Genomic DNA, 21,164 nt, shown 5'->3' on the forward strand with positions numbered 1-21,164 from the left:
GGCTCGACGCATCATCGTTCAGCCGTCGTCGGCTGGCGCCTCCCCTGGCAACGGTGTGCGCAGCTTCTCCACGACGGTCATGACGCGTTCGTGCTCGTCGACGTAGGCAGCGTACTCGTCCGGCACGGCACCCGTACCGTACAGCGGCCGCACCTCGGCAGCGAGATCGTGCAGCGCGGCCCGGTCGAAGCCCTCCTTGCCCAGCCGGGCCGCTTCGTTGGCCGCGAACTGCAAATCCTCGACCCGACCCGCCCAGCCCGGGTTGACCATGCGGTCGCGGTCCGCGGCCATGGCGCGAGCCAATGCCCGCAAGGCGTCCTCTAGTTCGGCGAGCTGGGCACGCCGCGCCTCGACATCGAGCGGCAGGTCAGGCGGTGTCTCCACACCTCCACCGTTGAACAGTTCCTTCACTCGCTCGAACAGTCCCATCAGCGCGGCACCTCCTGACACGTACCCTAGCGTGCCATCCCGTTGGCCGATCTCGTGCCCGTGCGCCAGTCCGTATCCAGTCACGACATCGATCTTCACCCGCGGTCGAATCGTCCGATCGGCCTACCCGTATTCTGGACGAACGGACGATCCCACGACATCTCATCCGACGCCACCGGGAGCATTACATGGACGTGCGCATCGACCACGTGACAACGTCAGGGACATTCAGTCTCGATGGACAGACACAGGATGTGATCAACAACTCCTGGGTCGTGGGCGACGCGCACGAATGTGTGATCATCGACGCTCCGCATGATGCGTGGCCCATCCTGGAGCTCGTTGGTGACCGTCAGGTATCGGCCATCCTCCTCACGCACGGCCATGATGATCATCTGGGGGCGCTGGGGATGCTCTGGGACGAAACGGGCGCTACGATCCATCTACACGGTGCGGATCACATGCTGTGGAAACGTGTCTATCCAGACGTGTCCCCTGACAAATACCTTTTCGACGGCGACACATTCGCTGTCGGTGGCATCGACATCCACACTATCCATACCCCGGGTCATACACCGGGATCGGTCTGCTTTTACGCACCCGAGCTGCGATCCGCATTCACCGGTGACACACTCGTACACGGCGGCCCCGGCAAGACCGGGCAATCTTTCAGCGATTCTGACATGATTGTCGAGTCCGTCCGGAATCACCTGTTCACGCTCGCACGCGATACGGTGGTCCATCCCGGGCACGGTCCCATCACCACCGTCGAAGCTGAAGCAGCCACCTAGCCAGCCAGGTGAAACGTCAATCGACGAGACCGTGCCGGTGAGCGAGCGCCGCCGCCTCCCCGCGCCCGGACACTCCCAGCTTGGTGAGGATGTTCGAGACGTGCACGCTCGCCGTCTTCGCGCTGATGTACAGGCCAGCACCGATCTCCCGGTTGCTCCGCCCGGCGGCGATCAATCGGAGCACTTCACGTTCCCGCCCGGTCAGTCCATACGTCGTGGACAGGCTCGGAGTGACGCGCTCCGTCGTCGACAGGCCAGCACGGCTGCCCACCTCGGTGATCCACCCCGCCAGCAGGCCCGATCCGAGCGTCTCCGCCTCGCTTGCCGCAGTGCGCAGGGCGTCCCGCGCCTCGTCCCGCGCACCAGCCGTCACCAACGCGGAGCCCAGCTGATACCGGGCATACGTCCGCAGATAGGTCGGCCCTTCCGCGGCTTCGAGTGCCGTGAGCGCGGCACGCCAGGCATCGGGATCGTCGCCCGCGAGCTCGGCATCGACGAGCGCCCGCCACTCGGGCATGGGCGAGCCATCACTCATGGCGGCCGTCGTCGCGCGCACCCAGGCCGCCGGCTCCTCGACCTCCGCGATCGCGCCAGACCGCCGCTGCGCTCCGAGAACGCTGGCCGCCACGGTAAGCAACGGCAACGCGGCCGTGATGGTACTCCTGGCGTCGTCGAAAACCGACATGACATGGGACCAGGCGGCGTCGTACTCTCCCTTGGCCCAGGCCAGCTCACCCCTCAGCTGCGCGATGTGGCAGCGATATTGCGGGAACGCCGCTTGCTGGTCCACGGCGCGGTGCAGCCCGGCAGCAGCATGCTCTGCCGCAGCGATATCGCCTCGCCACAGCGAGAGCCACGCCCGCAATGTGTCGAGATACCGGACGTTCTTGCTCGGGGGCAACAGTTCCAGCGCACGGGTGATCAGACCCTCCGCGCGATCCCACTCGCCCAGCTGCACCAGTGCCGCCGCGGCGTTGCCGGCCAGCATCGAGCCATGGGTACGCCCGCGGCCGATGACCACCGCGCGTTCCTTTCCTTCCTGAGCGACCTCGACGGCTCGCCGGTATTCGCCGATCCCGCCGAGGGCGTGGGCGAGGTTCACGTGAAAACGCAGCAGCGTATCGGCAGATACGGCCACCAGGGGCCGGGCCCGTTCGAACTCCGCCAGGGACTCGTCCTTGCGGCCCTGATCCATCCAGATGGTGGCGCGGGTGGTGCGTGCCGATGCGATCAGATGATCGGCCCCGACGACGTGACCGAGACGCTCGGCCTCGTCGACGGCGTCGAGAGCGTCGCCATACCGCCACTCAAGCGCCAAATTGTTCGACAACCATTCCACGATCGTGGCCCTGGTGAGCGGCTCGGCGCCGGACTGTACCAGCGCCCGGGCGCGGGTCAGCAGCTCGATGGATCCAGGGAGGTTCAACTTACAGCTCAGCCGGCCGAGCCAGCCGAGCGTCTCACCTGCTCGCACCGGATCGGAACGCTCGTCACAGCTCTCCACGGCCGCCCTGGCCAGGGCCACGGCCCGGTCGTCTTCGCCCGCCTCGTACGCCTGCATGGACGCCCGCACCATCAGCTCGGGGCGGCCCGTGCCAGCGATCGATGCGGGATCGTCGACCTGATCCCACAGCTCCAGGGCACGTTCGATCATCGTCTGCGCGCCACCGGTCGCGTTCGCCCGGTCCAGTTCCTCGGCCGACCGCAGCGACCATCGGAACGCCTGGCCGACGTCATGCGCGAAGTACCAGTGATGTGCGATCTCGGTATCTGCCCGGCTGTCCGGAGCCAGTTCTGGCTGCTCCTCCAACGTCCGGGCGTAGCACGCGTGCATGCGCGCATGCTCGCCAGGCAACAGATCGGCATGCAGCGCCTCACGCATGAGGGCATGCCGGAAGCCGTACCCGCGGCCGTCGACCACCAGCACCCCCGCCGACACGGCCTCCCGCAACGACCGCTCCAGCGCCGGCACGTCCTCGTCCGCGACGGCCTCGACGAGTTCGTGCCCGACGTGGCTGCTGGCCACGGACATCAGGCGCAGCAGCTTCTGCGTCCGTTCGGTGAGCGGCTCCACCCGCGCGAGCAGGACGTCACGCAGGGATGCCGGCATCTGGTGACCGGAATGGTCATCGACGAACGCGAGCTCTTCGACATAGAACGGAACGCCTTCGCTGCGCTCCAGCACCCGCTCGATCTGCCCGGCCTCGGCATCCTGCCCGGTGATGGCACGTAGCTGATCAGCGACATGAGCGCGCTCGAACCTCGTCACGGCCAGGCGCACGACGCGCCGATGGCGGTCGAGCTCGGCGACGAACTGGCGTAATGGATGACCGCGCCCGATCTCGTCGTCGCGGTAGGTCATCAGCAGCAGGACCGGGACGGCGATCAGGCTGCGCACCACGAACCGAAGCATGTCTCGCGTGGCGCCGTCAGCCCATTGCAGGTCCTCGACGATGACGACGAGGGGCTGATCGGCCGCGAGCCGCTCCAGCAACGACGTGATCACTTCATACAACCGGCCCTGACCGGTGGCTTCACCGGCGACGCCGCCGATCTCGGGAAGCAGTGCGGTGAGCGCGTTCCCGCTCGGACCGGCGAGCTCCACCAACCGCTCCGTTCCGAAATCGGCCGCCAATCCGCGAACCATTCCCGTGATCGGCGCGAACGCCAGCTCCTCACCGTCCAGGGCGACCGAATGCCCGCGGATCACCCGTGCACCGGCCGACTCGGCCTCGGTGGCGAGCTCATCGACCAGGCGGGTCTTGCCAATCCCCGCCTCACCGCTGATCAGGACGGCTGCCGGCTCACCCGAGCGGGCGTCCTTGAAGACGTCCCGCAGCTGGGCAAGCTCGTGCTCGCGTCCGATGAACGGTGTACGAGCAGTTTCGATCCGCACATCACCCATGATGCCACCGGGCACCGACATCGAACCGGAGTACGAGCTGGTCGAGGAGTCGGTGTGCGAGCTGGCGTGCCGGTCCGCGGGTAGTTCCGCGACCGGATCCCGGATCATGATGCAGCGCCGCTCACGCCGCCCGAGCGCATGAGGTCACCGATCCCAGCGCTTCCGTGTCCTGGCGTTCCTGCGCGTTGTCACCGCCCTGACGTTCCTGCGCGTCGTCATGACCCGAGTGCTGCCGTGCATCGTCGCTGGCCTCGCTGTCCTGGCGGGCACGCCGTCCGCGAAGGATCCGGGATACGAGCGCTTCCTGCTGCAACTCCCGGGCGCGCTGACCGTGGATCGCCCGTATCGCGTCCTCGTGAAACATGTTCATGTCCGATCTCCTGCCTTCTCCTGGTGATGACATCGAGCATCGCCGTAAGGCCGGACCCCCGGCATCGGGCAGCTGCCGCATCTTTGGCTACGGCCGGCACCTTAGATGCCGCACGGGAGCTTGGATTTCGCCTAAGGCCCCTCAGAGCCAGCGAGCGCTCTCCAAAGAAATCCCGGATCAGCCACCCGCCGCGGCTGTCCACCGATCGGTGGACAGCCGATACCACCGGTCGTGGCTACCAGCGGCGACGCGGTTCGAGCAGGCTGGGTCTCATGAACACGACAGCTGCCGTCGACGTACGCGGGCTGCGCAAGAGCTACGACGGTACGACCGCCGTCGGCGGGATCGACCTGGAGATCGCGCACGGCGAGGTCTTCGCCCTGCTCGGCCCGAACGGTGCGGGCAAGACAACCACGGTCGAGATCCTGGAAGGCTATCGCAAACGGGACAGCGGCGAGGTCCACGTCCTCGGGATCGATCCGGGCGATGCCGATCTGCGCTGGCGCGCCCGTATCGGTATCGTCCTGCAGAACACCGGGGGACACGACGACCTCAGCGTCGAGGAGGTCATCCGGCACTTCGCCCTCTACTACCCCGATGCCCGAGATCCCGACGAGGTCATCGCGGCCGTCGGCCTGGACGGCAAGCGAGATACCCGAGTACGCCAGCTTTCCGGTGGCCAGCGACGCCGTCTCGACGTCGCCCTCGGCATCCTCGGCCGACCCGAGCTGCTGTTCCTCGACGAGCCCACGACGGGATTCGATCCGGAAGCACGCCGGGAGTTCTGGACACTGATCTCCGCACTGTCCGACGGGGGGACGACGATCCTGCTCACCACGCACTACCTCGACGAGGCCGAGCGCCTGGCCGATCGGGTCGGCGTCATCGCGGCGGGAGACATCGTCGCCCTCGACTCGCCCGCGCGGCTCGGCGGGAGGGAACGCGACCTGGCCACCGTGCGCTGGCTGCACGACGGGAACCCGCAGGAGCGAACGACGGCCGAACCGACGCGGCTCGTGACCGAACTGGCGGCCGAGTTCGACGGCGAGATCCCCGGCCTGGCCATCGACCGGCCCACCCTCGAAGACACCTACCTGAGGCTCATCGGAGAGAACACATGAGCGTGACAACCGACCATCCGCATACCGATCCGCACCGGACGGCGCCGCCGTCGGCGCTCCGGGTCGGGCTCGCGCGTACCGTCGTGGAGCTGAAGCTCTTCTTCCGCGAGAAGGGAGCGGTGGTTTTCAGCTTCCTCCTGCCGATCGCGCTGCTCGGCATCTTCGCCATGGTCTTCAGCAACGGCGAGCTCTACGAGGAGGCCGCCAGCGTGGACTTCGTCCAATACATCACCCCGGGGTTGCTCGCCGGTGGGATCATGCTGGTGAGCTTTCAAACGCTAGCCATCGGTATCGCCATGGAGCGCGACGACGGCACGCTCAAGCGGCTGCGCGGCACCCCCATGCCGCCACTCGCCTACTTCCTCGGCAAGATCGGCATGGTGCTCGTGGCCGCCCTGGCTCAAGCTGCCCTCCTGCTCGCCGCGGCGGCCCTGTTCTTCGGCGTCGACCTGCCGACCGGGCCGGAGCGCTGGCTGACGTTCGCCTGGGTGTTCGCACTCGGTACCACGGCCGGCACCACACTCGGGATCGGGTACTCGTCCGTGCCCAAGTCGGCCAAGAGCGCCGAGGCCATGGTCGTCGGCCCGCTGCTGGTCCTGCTCTTCCTCTCCGGCGTCTTCCTGGTCTTCACCGAGCTTCCCGAATGGGTACAGACGATAGCGTCGATCTTCCCGGTGAAGTGGATGGCCCAGGGTATGCGTTCCGCGTTCCTCCCGGACGAATTCGAGCCCATGGAAGCCGCCGGATCGTGGCAACACGGCCCGATCGCGTTGATCCTTGTCGCGTGGATCGTCGCCGGGCTCATCCTCGCCGTCCAGACATTCCACTGGCAGCGCCGGGACGCCTGATAGAAGCTAGTCTGAAGCTCGATGACGGTCCCGGGCGGAACGCAGCCGAGCACTGCCGCCGCGCCAGCACGCCGGCGCTCCTTCATCGCGTCGGCCGCCGACATGCTGGCGCGGCGCTCGGCGACCGACGAGGCGGCAAGCCCGGCAGCCTTCGGCAGCCTGGCCGCCTACGAGCGCTGGTGGGATCGGATCCTCCCGCTTTGGCACACGCTCTACCTCGGCCTGCTGTCGCTCGCCATCATCACCACCGCCCTGGATGGCCGCCTGGATCTGGAACAGCGGTGGACCATCCTGAGCCTGCTCACCGTCATGGCTGCCATATATCTCGCATTGGGGCGATCGCTCTTCGAACGGCCGGGCGGCGTCCGGGCGGCGATCTACCTGAGCATCACGTGGCTTTCCTTCTACGCGATCATTCTCGTCGGCGATCGGAACACCAGCGCCTTCTTCATCCTGTTCGCGCTCTTCCCGCAGGTCTGGGCATTCCTGGCGCCCAAAATAGCTGGCGCGACGTCCGTCGCTGTCATCCTCGGAATGGCCGGTGTCAACATTCACGCCATCGGCTGGACGTGGGGCACCGTCGCCCGGGTCGTACCCCAGGCAGTCATGCAGACCGGGCTCGTCCTGTTGCTCGGCCTGCTCATGGTTTCCGTGGTCAATCAGGCCGAGCGACGCGCCACGTTGATCGACGAGCTCGAGGAGACCCGCTCCGAACTCGCCGAAACCGAGCACGCCCGCGGCGTGCTCGCCGAACGCGAACGGCTGGCGCACGAGATCCACGACACTCTCGCGCAGGGCTTCACCAGCATCCTCACGCTGAGCCAGGCGATCGACGCGTCGCTGGAGCGCGACCCCGCACGGGCGCGGGAGCAGCTCGCACTCATCGAGCAGACCGCCCGGGACAACCTCGCCGAGACCCGGGCGCTGATCGATGCGCTGGCTCCCGCAGATCTGCAGGACGCCACACTCACGCAGGCCCTCAGCCGGGTAGCCGACCGGTTCTCGTATCAGACGGGTATAGGCGTCGAGCTCTCCATGGAGGGCGAGCAGGTCCAGTCCTCCATGCTCGCCGACATCGTCCTTCTCCGGTCCGTCCAGGAGGCGTTGACGAACGTGCGCAAGCACGCGGACGCCCGGCGCGTCGACATCGCGCTGTCGCACGTCCCGGGCGACGATCGCCCGGAGCGCGACGTCCCGGACGGTGATGACCCCAACGTCGATGGCATGGTCTCCGTGCGCATCACCGACGACGGCCGGGGGTTCGTCCCTGCCGAATCGAGCAACGGCGAGGGTTTCGGGCTACGCGGCATGCGCGCCCGCGTGCAGCAGGCCGGCGGTGAACTCGACGTGCTCAGCTCGCCAGGTAGGGGAACCACCATCGGGGTTCACCTGCCGATCGCGGCCCGGCCATCCGGGTAGGCTCGCGCCCGTGACGGCGCTGCGACTCCTTCTCGTCGACGACCATCCCGTCGTCCGGACCGGGCTGGCCGGCATGCTCGCCGCCGAGGACGATCTCGCCGTCGTGGGTGAAGCCGGCGACGGCGACGAGGCGGTGACTCTCGTCCGCACGCTGTCGCCCGATGTCGTCCTCATGGACCTGCGGATGCCGGGCATGGACGGCGCTGCGGCCACCGAACGCATCGTCGGCGAGTTCCCGGGCACCCGCGTCCTGGTGCTGACCACCTACGACACCGATACTGACATCATCCGCGCCGTGGAAGCCGGTGCCACCGGATACCTGCTGAAGGACACGCCCCGCACGCAGCTGGCCGACGCGGTGCGAGCCGCCGCCAGAGGCGAGACCATCCTCGCTCCACCCGTGGCCGCTCGCCTGGTCAGCCACGTGCGCGCGCCATCCGAGCCGATCTTGACGAACCGGGAGGTGGAGGTGCTGGCCGCTGTGGCGCGCGGCCTGTCCAACGCTGACGTGGGACGCGACCTGTATATCGGTGAGGCCACCGTCAAGACACATCTGCTGCGCATCTTCGCCAAACTCGGCGTCGACGACCGCACCGCCGCCGTCACCAAGGCCTACGGCCTCGGCATCCTCCCATCCCCTGGTACTTCCACGTGACGACGCGGGCGGCGCTGGCCGCGAGTGCCAGTGGCAACCGCGCGAGCGCCATCGGCGACCGCGCGAGCGCTATCGGCAACGGCCGTCCCTCGTGGCAGAATCAGCGCCGTGGCAGCGAAACAGAGTGCCGGTGTACTGCTGTTCCGCCGGAACGGTGGGCGTGACGGCGGGCACGTCGAGGTTCTCCTCGGGCACATGGGCGGGCCGTTCTGGGCGCGCCGGGACGCCGGTGCCTGGTCGGTGATCAAAGGGGAGTACGACCCCGGTGAGGAACCACTGGATGCCGCCCGACGCGAGTTCGAGGAGGAGCTCGGCCTGCGCGCACCCGACACCGAATACGTCGACCTGGGGCACGTCAAACAGTCCGGCGGCAAGACCATCACGGTGTGGGCTGCCGAGTCCGACCTCGACCCGGAAACGGTCACGCCGGGCACGTTCGAGCTCGAATGGCCCCGCGGATCCGGGCGCATCCAGGAGTTTCCCGAGCTCGACCGCGTCGAGTGGTTCGACGTCGCCACGGCGCATGACAAGATCGTCTCCGGACAGCGTCCCTTCCTCGATCGGCTGCGAGACCATCTCGGGACATGAGGATCATCAAGTACACCCACGCCTGCGTCCGCCTCGAACGTGACGGGCGCGTCCTCGTCGTCGACCCCGGTATCTGGAGTGAGCCACAGGCGCTGCTCGGTGCCGACGCGGTCCTGGTGACACACGAGCACGCCGATCACATCGACCGGCTCCGCCTGGCCGGCGCCGGCGTTCCCGTCTTCGCTCCCGCCGGCGCCCGGATCCCCGATCTCGACGTCCGGACGATCCACCCCGATGAGGAGTTCACCGCGGCCGGGTTCACCGTCCGCGCCGTCGGCGGGTGGCACGCCCCGGTGTATGGAGAATCCAGCTGCGTCAACGTGGGCTACCTGGTGGATGGCCTATACCACCCGGGTGATGCCCTTCACGTACCCGACCATCCCGTCGACACCGTGCTGGTGCCGCTTCAGGCGTCGTGGCTCAAGGCAGCCGAGGCGATCGAGTTCGTTCGTGCCGTCCGCCCGGCGCAAGCGATCGGCATGCACGAGGGGCAGCTCAACGAGCGCGGGCTCGCAGCCATCAACCGGCACCTCACCACGCACAGCATCGCCGAGTACCACTGGCTCGCCCCTGCTACCCCCGTTCCACCCCTCCCGGCCCCACCCCCATCCGCTGATCATGAACACTAAGCGACCTATGTAGTCGCTTAGTGTTCATGATCAGCGGATGGGGGTGAGCGGATGGGGATGGGGGTTGGGGGATCAGCGGGTGGAGGGGTGCTGGTGCTGGCGGGCGGACGCGTAGTTCTCCCGGATCCCGGCAGCGGAACCCTTCGGCTCCAGAATCGCGTCGATCTCCACGTCCCAGGCAGGCGGCTCGGCACCGCCGACGAGTGCCCACGCGGCTTGGCGCGCCGCCCCCAGGGCAACGTACTCGCCGGGCGTCGGTACGGCCACGGGCACGCCGAACACATCCGGCGCCACCTCGCGAACCGCGGCCGACTGCGCTCCACCGCCGATGAGCAGCACCCGCTCCACCGGCACGTCGTGCGCCCGCAACGCGTCCACGCCGTCCGCAAGCCCACACAACATGCCCTCGACGGTGGCCCGCGCCACGTTGGCCGGCGTCATGGCCTCGCGGGTCAACCCGGTGAGCGTGCCGGTGGCATCGGGAAGATCCGGGGTACGCTCGCCATCCAGGTACGGCAGCAAGACCAGCCCGCCCGCGCCGGGAGCGGCCTGCAGCGCCAGCCGGTCCAGCTCGGGCAGGTCGACTCCCAGCATGGTGGCCGTGGCCGACATGACCCGGGCCGCGTTCAGCGTGCACACGAGCGGGAGGTGACGGCCGGTGGCGTCGGCAAATCCGGCCACGATCCCGGAACCGTCGGCCACCTGCACGTCGGACGTGGCGAACACGGTCCCGCTGGTGCCGATCGACACCGCGACATCGCCGGGAGCCATGCCGAGGCCCAGCGCGGCACCCATGTTGTCTCCCGTGCCGGGCGCCACGGCGGCGCCGGAAGCCGTCGTCCCGACCCGTTCCGACGGGCCCGCGACACGCGGCACGCCGATCCGCCGGCCGAACGCCAGCTCCAGCAGGTCAGGGCGGTACTCGCCGGTGGCCGCCGACCAGTAGCCCGTGCCCGACGCGTCGCCCCGGTCCGTCACCGCTTCGTCGGGCTTCCCCATGAGCTGCCAGGTGAGCCAGTCGTGGGGAAGCATCACCTGCGTGACCCGGGATGCCGCCTCCGGTTCCTCCCGGGCGAGCCAGCGAAGCTTGGTCACGGTGAAGCTGGCCACCGGCACGATTCCCACGGTGTCGGCCCACTCCTGCGGGCCGCCCAGCTCGGAGGTCAGCTCGCGCGCCGCGCCAGCGGAGCGGGTATCGTTCCACAGCAGCGCGGGACGAACGATCTCGCCATCGGAGTCGAGGGTCACCATGCCGTGCTGCTGGCCACCGACGGCCACGGCGTCGGCGCGGTCCAGGAGACCGTCGCCCGCCTTTTCGAGCGCTTCCCACCAGGCACGCGGGTCAACCTCGGTGCCGTCGGGATGATCCGCGCGAGCGGTCTCGACGATCGCGCCGGTGTCGGCGTCGACGAGCACCACCTTGCAGGACTGGGTGGACGAGTCGATCCCTGCGACCAACGCCATGCCCATACCTCCTCTTCTCACCTCTGATGATCATGAACACTTGCCGACCACATGGGCTGACAAGTGTTCATGATCATGGAAGACGGGCGCCGAGCGCGTGCTCGACAGCAAGCTGGTTGAGAGCGACCACGCCATAGCCTCGCTCGCCCACGGCGTCGGCATCATAGTCCTCGTAGGCGGAGCGATCGGCCACGAGGTCCTGAAGGCTCTCCCCGGGAGCCAGCGTGGGTTCGGCCAGCTCCGGCACCCGCGTCGTCGCCAGCGCCTCCTGGACCTCCGGATCCGCACGGAACGCCGCCGCGCGCTCCTTCAGCAGCAGGTACGTGCTCATGTTCGCCGCCGCCGAGGCCCACACACCGTCGATGTCCTCCGTGCGCAGCGGCTTGTAATCGAAGTGCCGCGGGCCGTCGTAGGCCGGTCCACCGTTGAGCGGCCCGTGCTCGAGCAGATCGACCAGGAAGAAGGCGTTCAGCAGGTCACCGTGCCCGAAGACCAGGTCCTGGTCGAACTTCACGCTGCGCTGCCCGTTCAAGTCGATGTGGAACAGCTTGCCGTGCCACATGGCCTGCGCGATGCCATGCACGAAGTTCAACCCGGCCATCTGCTCGTGCCCGACCTCGGGGTTGAGACCCACCATGTGCGAGTACTGCAACGACGAGATGAAGCCCAGCGCGTGCCCGATGGTCGGTAGCAACAGGTCACCGCGCGGCTCGTTCGGCTTCGGCTCCAGCGCGAACCGCAGGCCGTATCCCTGCTCCGTCACGTACTGGGCCAGCGTGTCCACCGCTTCGCGGTAGCGCTCCAGGGCGGCGACGACGTCCTTGGCGGCATCGGACTCCGCGCCTTCACGGCCACCCCACATCACGTACGTCGACGCTCCGAGCTCGGCCGCGAGATCGATGTTTCGCATCACCTTGCGCAACGCGAACCGGCGGACCGACCGGTCGTTGCTGGTGAAGCCACCGTCCTTGAAGACCGGGTGGTTGAAGAGGTTGGTCGTGGCGGTCGGCACCACCATTCCGGTTGCTTCGAGAGCCTTCTTGAACCGGAAGATGAGCCGGTCACGTTCCGTGTCGGGCGAGCCGAACGGGATGAGATCGTCGTCATGGAACGTCACGCCGTAGGCCCCGAGGTCGGCCAGCCGTTGCACGGTTTCCACCGGGTCGAGCGGCGGGCGCGTGCCAACGCCGAAGGTGTCCTGTGCGGGCCAGCCGACGGTCCAGAGTCCGAAGGCGAAACGATCTTCGGGCGTGGGTTTACGGGTCATTGCGATCTCCTGTTCATCAGCGCGTCCATGACGCGATCGGGTTGTTCCAGCAACGGCGTGAAGGCGAGCTCCGCGGCACCAACCAGCGGTGCCGCGGTCGCCAGCGCCGCCGGGACGAGCTCGGTTCCCGACGACGGCGTCAGCGCCCGGTCCTTGAGGATCTCGACGAGTGTCGGCTCCAGCACGTCGAAGGCGCGCCCGTACATGCCGCCGAGGACCACGCGTTCCGGGTCGAAAACGTTGATCAGCCCGGCGAGGCCAATCCCGAGCCACCGGGCGACCTCGCCAACGGCGTATCCCGCCTGGGGGTCGCCGCCGCGCGCGGCCGTGACGATCTCGTCGACGGCTCCCGCACCCGAGCGCCGGCCGGGCGCATCGGGCGCGTCGGGCCTGTTGGCGTCGCCGGCGAGCCGGAGCAGGGCGCGTTCGCCCGCCTCCGTTTCCCAGCAGCCACGGCCACCGCAGCCACAGCGCAGTCCATCCGGGTTGACCGGCATGTGCCCGATCTCCCCGGCATAACCCCGGGCGCCGGTCAACCAGCGCCCGTCGGCGATGATCCCGCCACCGATGCCGACCTCACCGGAGAGGTACACGACGTCGGCGGCGCCCTGGGCCGCACCGCGCGTGTGCTCGGCGAGCACACCGAGGTCGGCCTCGTTGGCCACCGAGACGGGAACGTCGTATCCGAGCACCTCCTGGACCACCCGGGAGGCAACGAGCTCACCGAGCGGTACGGCGGTCCAGCCGAGATTGGGTGCGACGTGCACGAAGCCATCGGCGCGCCGGACGATACCGACGACGGCGACCCCGGCGCCCACGACGGGCCGATCGGGCTGGCATAGCTCGGTGGCCAGGGCGTGGATGGTTCCGAGCATGTCGTCGACGTCCGTGCCTGCTGCGCCGTCGGTCCCCCGATCGACCCGGCGTATGTCCAGCACGTGACCACCCAGGCCGACGACCGCTACGGCAATGGAGTCCACGGCGATCTCCACGGCAAGGGTGACCACCTGATCGGAGCGGATGCCGACCATGGTGGACGGGCGGCCCCGCGTCCCGCGCAGGTCCAGGTCTCCCTCCACGACCAAGTCCAGCGAATCGAGCTGTTCGACCAGCGCCTTGATGGTGCTGCGATTCAGCTCGGTGCGAGCGGCGAGCTCCGAGCGTGAAAGGGCGCCCTGCAGGTGCAGCTGGCGCAGCACGACGCTGAGGTTGTGCCTCCGCACGGCTTCGTGTGTGGAGCCGTGCTCGATCCGGACCACGATCGGGCCACCTCTCCCGGGTAACGCATGCGGCCATGACCGTACCGACGACCAAGACCGTGCACGTCAACAGGCGTACTCCTCGAATTTGATTACGCTAACAACAAAATCACGAGATGCCTCGTCGTGTCCAGATCCGCCGGGACATGACATGGTGGAAATGTGACCGATGCGGATCCATCCACCAGCGAGCGGGCGGTCTGCTCTGCAAAGGGCTGCCGCGAGACGGCCTCGTACGCCGTCGTCTGGAACAATCCCAAGATCCACACGCCGGATCGGGAGAAGATCTGGACGGCGTGTGAGGAGCACCGGGAAACTCTCTCCGGGTTTCTCAACGTGCGCGGTTTTCTGCTCCGGGTCGATCCCCTGTGATGCCGGACGGGCCGGCGACCGCCACCGACGACGAGGTCTTGTAGCAGGCTGATGACTATGGCGACATTCGAGGTATCGGACGCGAAGGCCGAGCTCGCCCAGCTGCGGCCGGTGATCGACGAGCTCATCCAGCTACGCGCGGATGCCGCCGAACTCGCGGCCTCCCTCGAATCTGAGGGAGGGACGACACAGCTGGGCGGACTGCCCGAATTCAAGGCGACCCAGGCGCGCCTGGACGAGCTCGTCACCTCGGTGCAGGAATCCGGCGCGGAACTCAAGGGTCTCGCACCGCTGCTCCTGGACTTTCCCGCCGAGTTCGACGGCGTACCCGTCCACCTGTGCTGGCTGGAAGGTGATCCGGACATCGCCTGGTATCACCGGCGAGACCTCGGCTTCGCCGGCCGCCGGCCCCTGCCGTAGTCCGACGATTCCCGACGAGCGCCGGCGATCACCCGGCTGGGCACCACATCCCAGCAGGGCGCGACATTCACGACGCGCGACGTTCACGACGCGCGAAGGGAAGAACCGACATCATCGAGACCATGGGCTCGACAATGTCGGTTCCTATGCCAGCAACACGATGCGAGCCCGCGCCACCCCGCGCCACCCGGGCGTCGATTGCCCGAGGAGCCCTGCTCTGGTTGCCGGCTAGACGAGCCAGATGAAGTAGGCCAGCACCACGAAGAACAGGACGTAGGCCATCGGGTGGACCTCCCGCCCCCGGCCACGGACGAGCATCAGCAGCGGGAAGAACAGCAGTCCGAGGGCGATGCCGTTCGCGATGGAAAAGGTCAGCGGCATCGCGATCATCGTCACGAAGGCCGGGAAGGCGTGCTCGAGCTTTCCCCACTCGATCTCACCCAGCCCGCGCGCCATGAACACGCCGACGGTGATCAGCGCGGGCGCCGTGACCTCCGACGTCACCACCGCGAGCAGCGGGGAGAAGAACAAGGCCAGCAGGAACAACACCGACGTCGTCACCGAGGTCATGCCGGTGCGGCCGCCCACGGCGACACCGGCCGACGACTCGATGTAGGAGGTGGTGGTCGACGTCCCGAGCACCGCGCCACCCATGCTCGCGATCGAATCGGACGCCAGCGCCCGGTTGGCCCGCGGCAACACGCCATCACGCAGGAACCCGGCTTGGTTCGCAATGGCGATCAAGGTGCCGGAGGTGTCGAAGAAGTCGACGAACAGCATCGTGAGCACCACCACGATCATTTCGGTGGTGAACACCTCCGGGAGGTTCGTGATCGCCTCGCCGAACGTGGGCGCCAGGCTCGGCACCCCCGACACCGCGGCTGCCGGTGGCTCGATCACGCCGGTGACGATGCCGAGGGCCGCGGTGACCACGATCCCGTAGAAGATCCCGCCGCGCAGCCCGCGGACCAGAAACAACACGGTGACGGCGACACCGAAGATGGCCAGCAGGGTCTCCGGGCGCTCCAGATTTCCCAGGGCCACCGTGGTCTCGTCGTCGGCCACGATGATCTGCGCGTTCTGCAACCCGATGAACGCAATGAACAGGCCGATACCGGCTCCGGTGGCCAGCTTGAGGGTCATCGGAATGGCGTTGATGATCGCCTCGCGAACGCCGGTGACGGCCAGGATGAAGAACAGCACGCCCGAGACGAGGGTTCCAGCAAGGGCAGTTTGCCACTCGATGCCCATACTGAGCACCACGGTGAAGGCGAAGAACGCGTTGAGACCCAGGCCCGGCGCCAGGGCGATCGGATAGCGCGCCCACAGGCCCATCACGAGTGTTCCCAGTGCGGCGGCCAGCGCCGTAGCCACGAAGATGGCGTCAGCATCCATCCCCGTCTCACCCAGCACCTGCGGGTTGACGAACAAGATGTAGGCCATCGCCAGGAACGTGGTACCGCCGGCGATCACCTCACGACCCGGCGTGGTGCCGTTGGCGGAGAGCTGGAAAGCCCGATCCAGAAGGTGGTGGGCGCGGCCACGGCCGGTCGCGCCCGACTGGCCGTCACCTGATCGCTCGGTGCTCGTGCTCATGGTCCCTCCTCCGGTGTCGACGACGCTGGCCACACAAAGAATCCCCGGTGCGTCGCCATTCGACACACCGGGGACCTGGAAGATACCAGAGACGAGGGGCGCCAGGGAGCTCGTACTGGCGTCAGACGAGCCAGGGGTTCGTCCGCACGAGCGGCAGCCGCTGCCACATCCGGCCGAGACCCAGCACCCGTCCAGCGCCGGTGATCGCCAAAACCGCGAGCACCACGATCTCCAGCAGGTGGCTGTCCATGAACGGATTGTTGTCCAGCGGCAACGCGGCCAGGTACATGAAGAGCAGCAACAGGCCACCAGTCACGGCCGCGACCCGCATGCCGATACCCAGCAGAAGTGCGACGCCGATACCGAGCAGGCCGATCATGAACAGCCAATCCGCCCACGCGTGACCGGCCATGCTGGTGAAGACACCCTCGAACGGTCCCTCGACGTTGCTGAGGTATCCCGTGGTCGGGCTTCCACCGTTGACCCAGGCCGCCTCGCTGGGCGTCGCGAACCCCAGGCCGAACATCTTGTCCAGGAAGGCCCAGAGAAAGGTCCAGCCCATCCCGAGCCGCAGGAACGCCAAGAGATACCCGAGGACGCCCCAGCGCTCGGCCAGTTGATCGCCCTGCCGATCGGTGTGGTCCATCTCGGCCGTGGTTCGAGCTGCGCCCGCCTGCCCGGCCATAGGGGCGTTGGACATGGTCATCGTCCACCTCTCTCCTCGAAGTGATAGCCGCGTTTTCCGGCCGCTACGTTCACGAAACCCCAGTCGAGCCGCCGTGCGCCGCGGCCGATAGTCGCCTCGTCGCGGGACTTTGGACCGCTCATGTCGGGGACCTATGCCAGCGGCGTCAGGCACCCGGAACTCGGTCCGTGATGCGGCGCCCGCGCACGATCTCCGCTCCCCCTCGGCGCTCACCGTCCCGGCTCAGGGAGGACCAAGGGCCCTGGGCAGCCCTCTCGCGAGCCGCATACCGTCATAGATGTGAACGCTTCTACCACGGAATCTCCACAGAACCAGATGATCACGGTATTCCTCCTGGACGATCACGAAGTGGTGCGCCGCGGCGTCGCCGCCGTCCTCGAAAACGAGCCGGACATCGAGGTGATTGGCGAGGCGAGCACGGCGGAGCAGGCGGTCGGCCGGATCCCGGCGTTGCGGCCCGACGTCGCGATCCTCGACGTGCGCCTGCCCGACGGGGACGGCGTCACCGTCTGCCGCGAGGTCCGTTCCCGCCTGCCGGAGCTGGCGTGCCTCATGCTCACCTCGTTCTCCGACGATGACGCCCTGTTCGACGCCGTGATGGCCGGAGCTTCCGGGTACGTCCTCAAGCAGATCCACGGCACCGACCTCGTCGGCGCCGTGCGCGCGCTGGCCGGGGGCAAGTCCCTGCTCGACCCGGAGAGCACCTCGCGGATGCTGGAGCGGCTACGCGAGAAGGCCAACCGCGCCGATCCACTCGCCGCTCTCTCCGAGCAGGAACGGCGCATTCTCGAACTGATCGGTGAAGGTCTCACCAACCGCCAGATCGGCGAGCGGATGTACCTCGCGGAGAAAACCGTCAAGAACTACGTGTCCAACCTGCTCGCCAAGCTGGACATGAACCGCCGCACGCAGGCCGCCGCCCTGGCCGCACAGCTCAAGGCGGAATCGCACCGCTCTGATGATTGAACCGTGAGCTGGGAAGGCCCGACGGAATCCTCACCGGCCCGAGCCCGAAGCGCCGAGCGGGACAGACCAGCGAAGCACCGTACCTCGGGAGGTTCCCGGGCCGACATCACAACTGCCACCCAGGCTCGTTGCCCGATCGGTCATGTTCGCCAGGCCGCTGCGCCGGCCCTGCTCGCCAATGCCGACGCCGTCGTCGGTGACCGTCAGGGACAGCTCCGCCGCCGATACGGCGATGTGCACATCGACCCGGTTGGCCCCGGCATGGCGGACGACATTGGACAGCGACTCCTGCATCACGGCGATCAGGTGATCGCCGATCTCGTCCGGCACCAGCGCGTCGATCAGACCTTCAAGCTGCACCGCGGGCACGAATCCCAGCTGTTCGGTGACCGATTCGATCAGCGCGACGATGCGCCCGCGAAGCGTCGACGGCGAATCCTCCCGTGCCGACTGCAGGGCGAAGATGGTCGACCGGATCTGCCGGATCGTCGCATCGAGGTCGTCCACTGTGCGCTGGACCCGTTCTGCGACGTCCGGACTGTCGATCAGCCGCACGGAGGCGGTCAGCGTCATCGCGCTCGCGAACAGCCGCTGGACCACGACGTCGTGCAGATCGCGCGCGATGCGCTCGCGATCGTCGACGAGGCCGTGCCGCTCCGCTTCCTTTCGCGCATCGGCCAGCTCCAGAACCACCGCTGCCTGGTTCGCAAAGGCACTGAGCATCCGCACCGTGGCTCCGAAGAAGGGTGCGGCGCCCTGCTTTCGGACCAGCACGAGTACACCACGCACCCGTTCTCGCGTGCCGAGCGGAACGAGCAGCGCCGGACCAGCCGGGAGGCGTTCGAGCAGGGGCGCAGCCTCGGCCCCGGAACGCGGTTCGTTCAGCGCGCGCGGTTCGGCACTCTCCAGCACCGAGCCCGCCACCGTGCCATCCGCGGAGAACTCCAGCTCGTCGAGACCCTCGGCACCATGTCCTTCCGCAGCCAGTACGGTCATCAGGCTCATCGCGCCACGCGGCACTGCCACCACTGCGGTTTGCGCCGAGGCCATGTCCCGTGCGCGGCTGGCCACGAGCTGAAGCGCGTCGTCGAGCTCGGTACCGGAGAGGAGCGCCTGGGTCAGCGCCGCGGAGGCGTCCAGCCATGTCTCCCGGCGCCGGGTCTCGTCGTAGAGCCGGGCGTTCTCGATGGCGATACCTGCGGCCGTGGCCAGGGCGGACACGATGACCTCGTCCTGCTCGTCGAAGTCGCGATCGCCGTTCTTCTCCGTGAGATACAGGTTGCCGAACACCTCGTCACGCACCCGGATGGGCACGCCGAGAAAGTTTTCCATAGGCGGGTGCCTGTCCGGGAAGCCATACGACTCCGGGTGATCGGTGATGTGGTCAAGCCGCAGTGGTTGCGGCTCCTTGATGAGGAGGCCGAGGATGCCGCGCCCGTGCGGCCATTCGGCGATCCGGGAGATCTCCTCCTCGCTGATCCCGACCGGGACGAACTGGGCTAGCTGGCCATCATCACCGATGACACCCAGGGCGCCGTAACGGCAGTCGGCGAGCTCCGTCGCCGACTCGACGATCCTCCGCAGGACGGTTTCGAGTTCGAGGTCGCGGCCGATCGCCACGACGGCTTCGAGTAACGAGTGCACGTTGTCCCGCGCCTGCACAACAGCCTGCAACCGCGCCTGGACTTCACCAAGAAGCTCATCCAGCGGCAGTTTCGGCAGCATGTGCCCGGCTTCAGCGTTCATACGCCACGAATTACCCCTCGTGCAGCTCGCCCGCTTCAGTTTTCCATTGCCGACGGCTGTTGTCGAGATCCGGGTTGGCTTACTCCGGTGCAGGTCACGTATGGGCGACGGGCAAGCTCTGGCGGTATGGTTGCAAGATCACATGGTCAAGGTAGAGCGTGGCCTCACGCGTCGTCGTCGACGCCCTTGCCGTTGTCGTGCTCGCCACCATGGGCGTGAACCACGGTGACCGGGCACGGCATGTCCCGGAGCACGGCCCGTGCGACGGAGCCCAAGAAGGCTCCGGTCAGCAAGCCGTGACCCCGGCCGCCGATGACCACCCGATCCGCTCCCGCGGCGTAGTGCCCGAGCGCCTGCGCCGGAGAACGCTCGTCAACGACCGCTTCCACCTGCACACCGGGATACATGCCGCGAAAAGCGTCGAGGATCTCCGCCTGCTGTGTGGCGGCCTTCTCGACGAGCTGACCCCATCGCTCTCCCAGGTGCCGCCCCTCCGAGTACCCCTCCGGGGCATCGATGCCCGTCACGGCGACGAGACGGGCACCCAGGCTGCCCGCCATGGCAAACGCGTGGGCCACGGCCGCCTTCGACCGGGCCGAACCGTCGGCACCGAGGACGACGAACGGCGGGTCCTGCGGCGGCACCCCCTCCATCGGGACCACGGTCACCGGGACAGCGCCGTCTTTCGCCGCAGCCGGGACCGACGTCGACAGGTGCACGAGCTCGGCTACCCGACCCGTGTGCTGGCGTCCGAGCACCAGCATCCCGGCGTTCCCGGCTATGTGCCGCAACACGCGCCGGGGCGCTCCCTGCTGAGCACGTGTCGTGATCGTCAACCCGCTGTACCGGGGAGTCACCAACCTCTCGCGTACCGTCTCGAACACCATCTCGGCGCGCCGGCGACCGATCGGTGCGGTCGGAGGTTCGTGCAAGGCGTTAGCCGGGTAGGCGTACACGAGCTGGAGCGGGCTACCCTGACGGATCGCTTCGTCGGCCGCCCACTCCGTTGCCACGAGCGACGACGGCGATCCGTCGACGCCCACGACAATAGGGGGCCGCTGCGGCCGAGGCTCGGCCGGCTGCTTCCTGTCCTGCGGTGTGATCGTCATGTTTCCAGCGCACCAGGGTTCGGGGGTTCGCTGTAGAGGACGTGGACCTCTCCGGCACGGGCGAAGGTCCCATCACGTCACGGATCCGCAGCTGGCTCATCAGGATCGTAGGATCGGCGGCCGTCATGTGAGACATGACGGCGGAAGGGTAATAGCCACGGCAACGAAAATCCGACGCCCTGGGAAGGAGCACGCCATGTCGTTGAGCATTCGACACGAGACCATGTGCACGTCCTACGGGCGGACCGTCGAGGTCGGCCGCCTTCGCCTTCCCGGCGTCAACGAGCCGGTCCAACGCATCGTCCTGGACGTTCCCCGCAGCAATCCCGAATACGACCGGCTGTGGCTGAGCCTCAGCCCCCAGGAAGCGCGTGATCTGGCCGACCGGCTAGAACGGTACGCGGCCGAGGCCGAGACCGGCCGCTGACGAATCATTCCTCGCACGCCATCTGGTGAGCTCGCCGCTCCTCGTGCCGGAGCACGGGCGATGGTGAGTCAAGGGCT

The 21,164-nt window shown here is 67.8% G+C and carries 21 protein-coding genes; 11 read left to right on the plus strand and 10 right to left on the minus strand.

The features are described 5' to 3' along the window. Positions 1 to 18 precede the first annotated feature (18 nt). Positions 19 to 513, minus strand: a complete 495-nt coding sequence (locus DPM12_RS09770) for a hypothetical protein (protein WP_123788554.1) — start codon at positions 511 to 513, stop codon at positions 19 to 21. A gap of 104 nt (positions 514 to 617) precedes the next feature. Here DPM12_RS09770 and DPM12_RS09775 point away from each other — a divergent pair, with 104 nt between their 5' ends. After that, positions 618 to 1,220, plus strand: coding sequence for an MBL fold metallo-hydrolase (locus DPM12_RS09775; RefSeq protein WP_112258130.1), 603 nt, complete (start codon positions 618 to 620; stop codon positions 1,218 to 1,220). 16 nt (positions 1,221 to 1,236) lie between these two features. Here the strand turns inward: DPM12_RS09775 and DPM12_RS24115 are convergent, their stop codons facing one another. Next, positions 1,237 to 4,233 carry a helix-turn-helix transcriptional regulator gene (locus DPM12_RS24115; protein WP_112258131.1) on the minus strand — a complete coding sequence of 999 codons (2,997 nt, stop codon included), beginning with the start codon at positions 4,231 to 4,233 and terminating at the stop codon, positions 1,237 to 1,239. A 13-nt stretch (positions 4,234 to 4,246) separates the two neighbouring features. Then, positions 4,247 to 4,495: a hypothetical protein gene (locus DPM12_RS09785; RefSeq protein WP_112258132.1), complete on the minus strand. Its 249-nt coding sequence runs from the start codon at positions 4,493 to 4,495 to the stop codon at positions 4,247 to 4,249. 272 nt (positions 4,496 to 4,767) lie between these two features. Here DPM12_RS09785 and DPM12_RS09790 point away from each other — a divergent pair, with 272 nt between their 5' ends. The 6 genes from DPM12_RS09790 (at position 4,768) to DPM12_RS09815 (ending at position 9,755) form a co-directional block, all read left to right on the plus strand. Continuing rightward, a complete protein-coding gene (locus DPM12_RS09790; protein WP_112258133.1) occupies positions 4,768 to 5,616 on the plus strand; it encodes an ABC transporter ATP-binding protein in 849 nt (282 codons plus the stop codon). Next, complete coding sequence (locus DPM12_RS09795; protein WP_112258134.1) at positions 5,613 to 6,464, plus strand: ABC transporter permease; 852 nt, start codon at positions 5,613 to 5,615, stop codon at positions 6,462 to 6,464. The genes DPM12_RS09790 and DPM12_RS09795 overlap by 4 nt, the downstream gene beginning before the upstream one ends. Before the next feature lie 21 nt (positions 6,465 to 6,485). Continuing rightward, a complete protein-coding gene (locus tag DPM12_RS23575; RefSeq protein ID WP_112258135.1) occupies positions 6,486 to 7,883 on the plus strand; it encodes a sensor histidine kinase in 1,398 nt (465 codons plus the stop codon). 10 nt (positions 7,884 to 7,893) lie between these two features. Further along, entirely contained in the window at positions 7,894 to 8,538 is a 645-nt protein-coding gene (locus DPM12_RS09805) for a response regulator (RefSeq protein ID WP_112258136.1), read from the plus strand. Positions 8,539 to 8,646: 108 nt separating this feature from the next. Further along, the gene (locus DPM12_RS09810; RefSeq protein WP_112258137.1) at positions 8,647 to 9,126 is read left to right on the plus strand and encodes an NUDIX hydrolase; all 480 of its coding nucleotides are present in this window, start codon (positions 8,647 to 8,649) and stop codon (positions 9,124 to 9,126) included. Beyond that, positions 9,123 to 9,755: an MBL fold metallo-hydrolase gene (locus DPM12_RS09815; protein WP_112258138.1), complete on the plus strand. Its 633-nt coding sequence runs from the start codon at positions 9,123 to 9,125 to the stop codon at positions 9,753 to 9,755. Before DPM12_RS09810 ends, DPM12_RS09815 begins: the two co-directional genes overlap by 4 nt. Before the next feature lie 72 nt (positions 9,756 to 9,827). Here the strand turns inward: DPM12_RS09815 and xylB are convergent, their stop codons facing one another. From xylB to DPM12_RS09830, 3 genes are all read right to left on the minus strand, one after another. Beyond that, a complete protein-coding gene (gene xylB, locus DPM12_RS09820; RefSeq protein ID WP_112258252.1) occupies positions 9,828 to 11,219 on the minus strand; it encodes a xylulokinase in 1,392 nt (463 codons plus the stop codon). A gap of 73 nt (positions 11,220 to 11,292) precedes the next feature. Continuing rightward, positions 11,293 to 12,486: a xylose isomerase gene (xylA, locus tag DPM12_RS09825; protein WP_112258139.1), complete on the minus strand. Its 1,194-nt coding sequence runs from the start codon at positions 12,484 to 12,486 to the stop codon at positions 11,293 to 11,295. Then, entirely contained in the window at positions 12,483 to 13,745 is a 1,263-nt protein-coding gene (locus DPM12_RS09830) for an ROK family protein (RefSeq protein WP_112258140.1), read from the minus strand. Before DPM12_RS09830 ends, xylA begins: the two co-directional genes overlap by 4 nt. A gap of 162 nt (positions 13,746 to 13,907) precedes the next feature. Between DPM12_RS09830 and DPM12_RS09835 the strand changes: the two genes are divergently transcribed. Together DPM12_RS09835 and DPM12_RS09840 are read left to right on the plus strand one after the other, a co-directional pair. Next, positions 13,908 to 14,117, plus strand: a complete 210-nt coding sequence (locus DPM12_RS09835) for a hypothetical protein (protein ID WP_112258141.1) — start codon at positions 13,908 to 13,910, stop codon at positions 14,115 to 14,117. A gap of 57 nt (positions 14,118 to 14,174) precedes the next feature. Next, positions 14,175 to 14,537, plus strand: coding sequence for a DUF2203 domain-containing protein (locus DPM12_RS09840; RefSeq protein WP_112258142.1), 363 nt, complete (start codon positions 14,175 to 14,177; stop codon positions 14,535 to 14,537). Positions 14,538 to 14,765: 228 nt separating this feature from the next. Here the strand turns inward: DPM12_RS09840 and DPM12_RS09845 are convergent, their stop codons facing one another. Then, positions 14,766 to 16,061 (minus strand): NCS2 family permease, encoded by a 1,296-nt coding sequence (locus DPM12_RS09845; protein WP_425467588.1) that lies wholly within the window; start codon positions 16,059 to 16,061, stop codon positions 14,766 to 14,768. A gap of 193 nt (positions 16,062 to 16,254) precedes the next feature. Next, positions 16,255 to 16,779: a DoxX family protein gene (locus tag DPM12_RS09850; protein ID WP_170313690.1), complete on the minus strand. Its 525-nt coding sequence runs from the start codon at positions 16,777 to 16,779 to the stop codon at positions 16,255 to 16,257. 375 nt (positions 16,780 to 17,154) lie between these two features. Between DPM12_RS09850 and DPM12_RS09855 the strand changes: the two genes are divergently transcribed. Next, the gene (locus DPM12_RS09855) at positions 17,155 to 17,805 is read left to right on the plus strand and encodes a response regulator transcription factor (RefSeq protein WP_112258144.1); all 651 of its coding nucleotides are present in this window, start codon (positions 17,155 to 17,157) and stop codon (positions 17,803 to 17,805) included. A gap of 30 nt (positions 17,806 to 17,835) precedes the next feature. Here DPM12_RS09855 and DPM12_RS09860 read toward each other — a convergent pair whose 3' ends face one another. Both DPM12_RS09860 and DPM12_RS09865 read right to left on the minus strand, forming a co-directional pair. Next, positions 17,836 to 19,551, minus strand: a complete 1,716-nt coding sequence (locus tag DPM12_RS09860) for a sensor histidine kinase (protein WP_112258145.1) — start codon at positions 19,549 to 19,551, stop codon at positions 17,836 to 17,838. 164 nt (positions 19,552 to 19,715) lie between these two features. Then, the gene (locus DPM12_RS09865; RefSeq protein ID WP_158542839.1) at positions 19,716 to 20,594 is read right to left on the minus strand and encodes a universal stress protein; all 879 of its coding nucleotides are present in this window, start codon (positions 20,592 to 20,594) and stop codon (positions 19,716 to 19,718) included. A gap of 262 nt (positions 20,595 to 20,856) precedes the next feature. On the opposite strand from DPM12_RS09865, the gene DPM12_RS09870 reads away from it, so the two are divergent. After that, positions 20,857 to 21,087 (plus strand): hypothetical protein, encoded by a 231-nt coding sequence (locus DPM12_RS09870; RefSeq protein ID WP_112258147.1) that lies wholly within the window; start codon positions 20,857 to 20,859, stop codon positions 21,085 to 21,087. Positions 21,088 to 21,164 lie beyond the last annotated feature (77 nt).

The sequence above is a fragment of the Phytoactinopolyspora halophila genome (assembly GCF_003287285.1).
Classification (GTDB): Bacteria; Actinomycetota; Actinomycetes; order Jiangellales; family Jiangellaceae; genus Phytoactinopolyspora_A; species Phytoactinopolyspora_A halophila.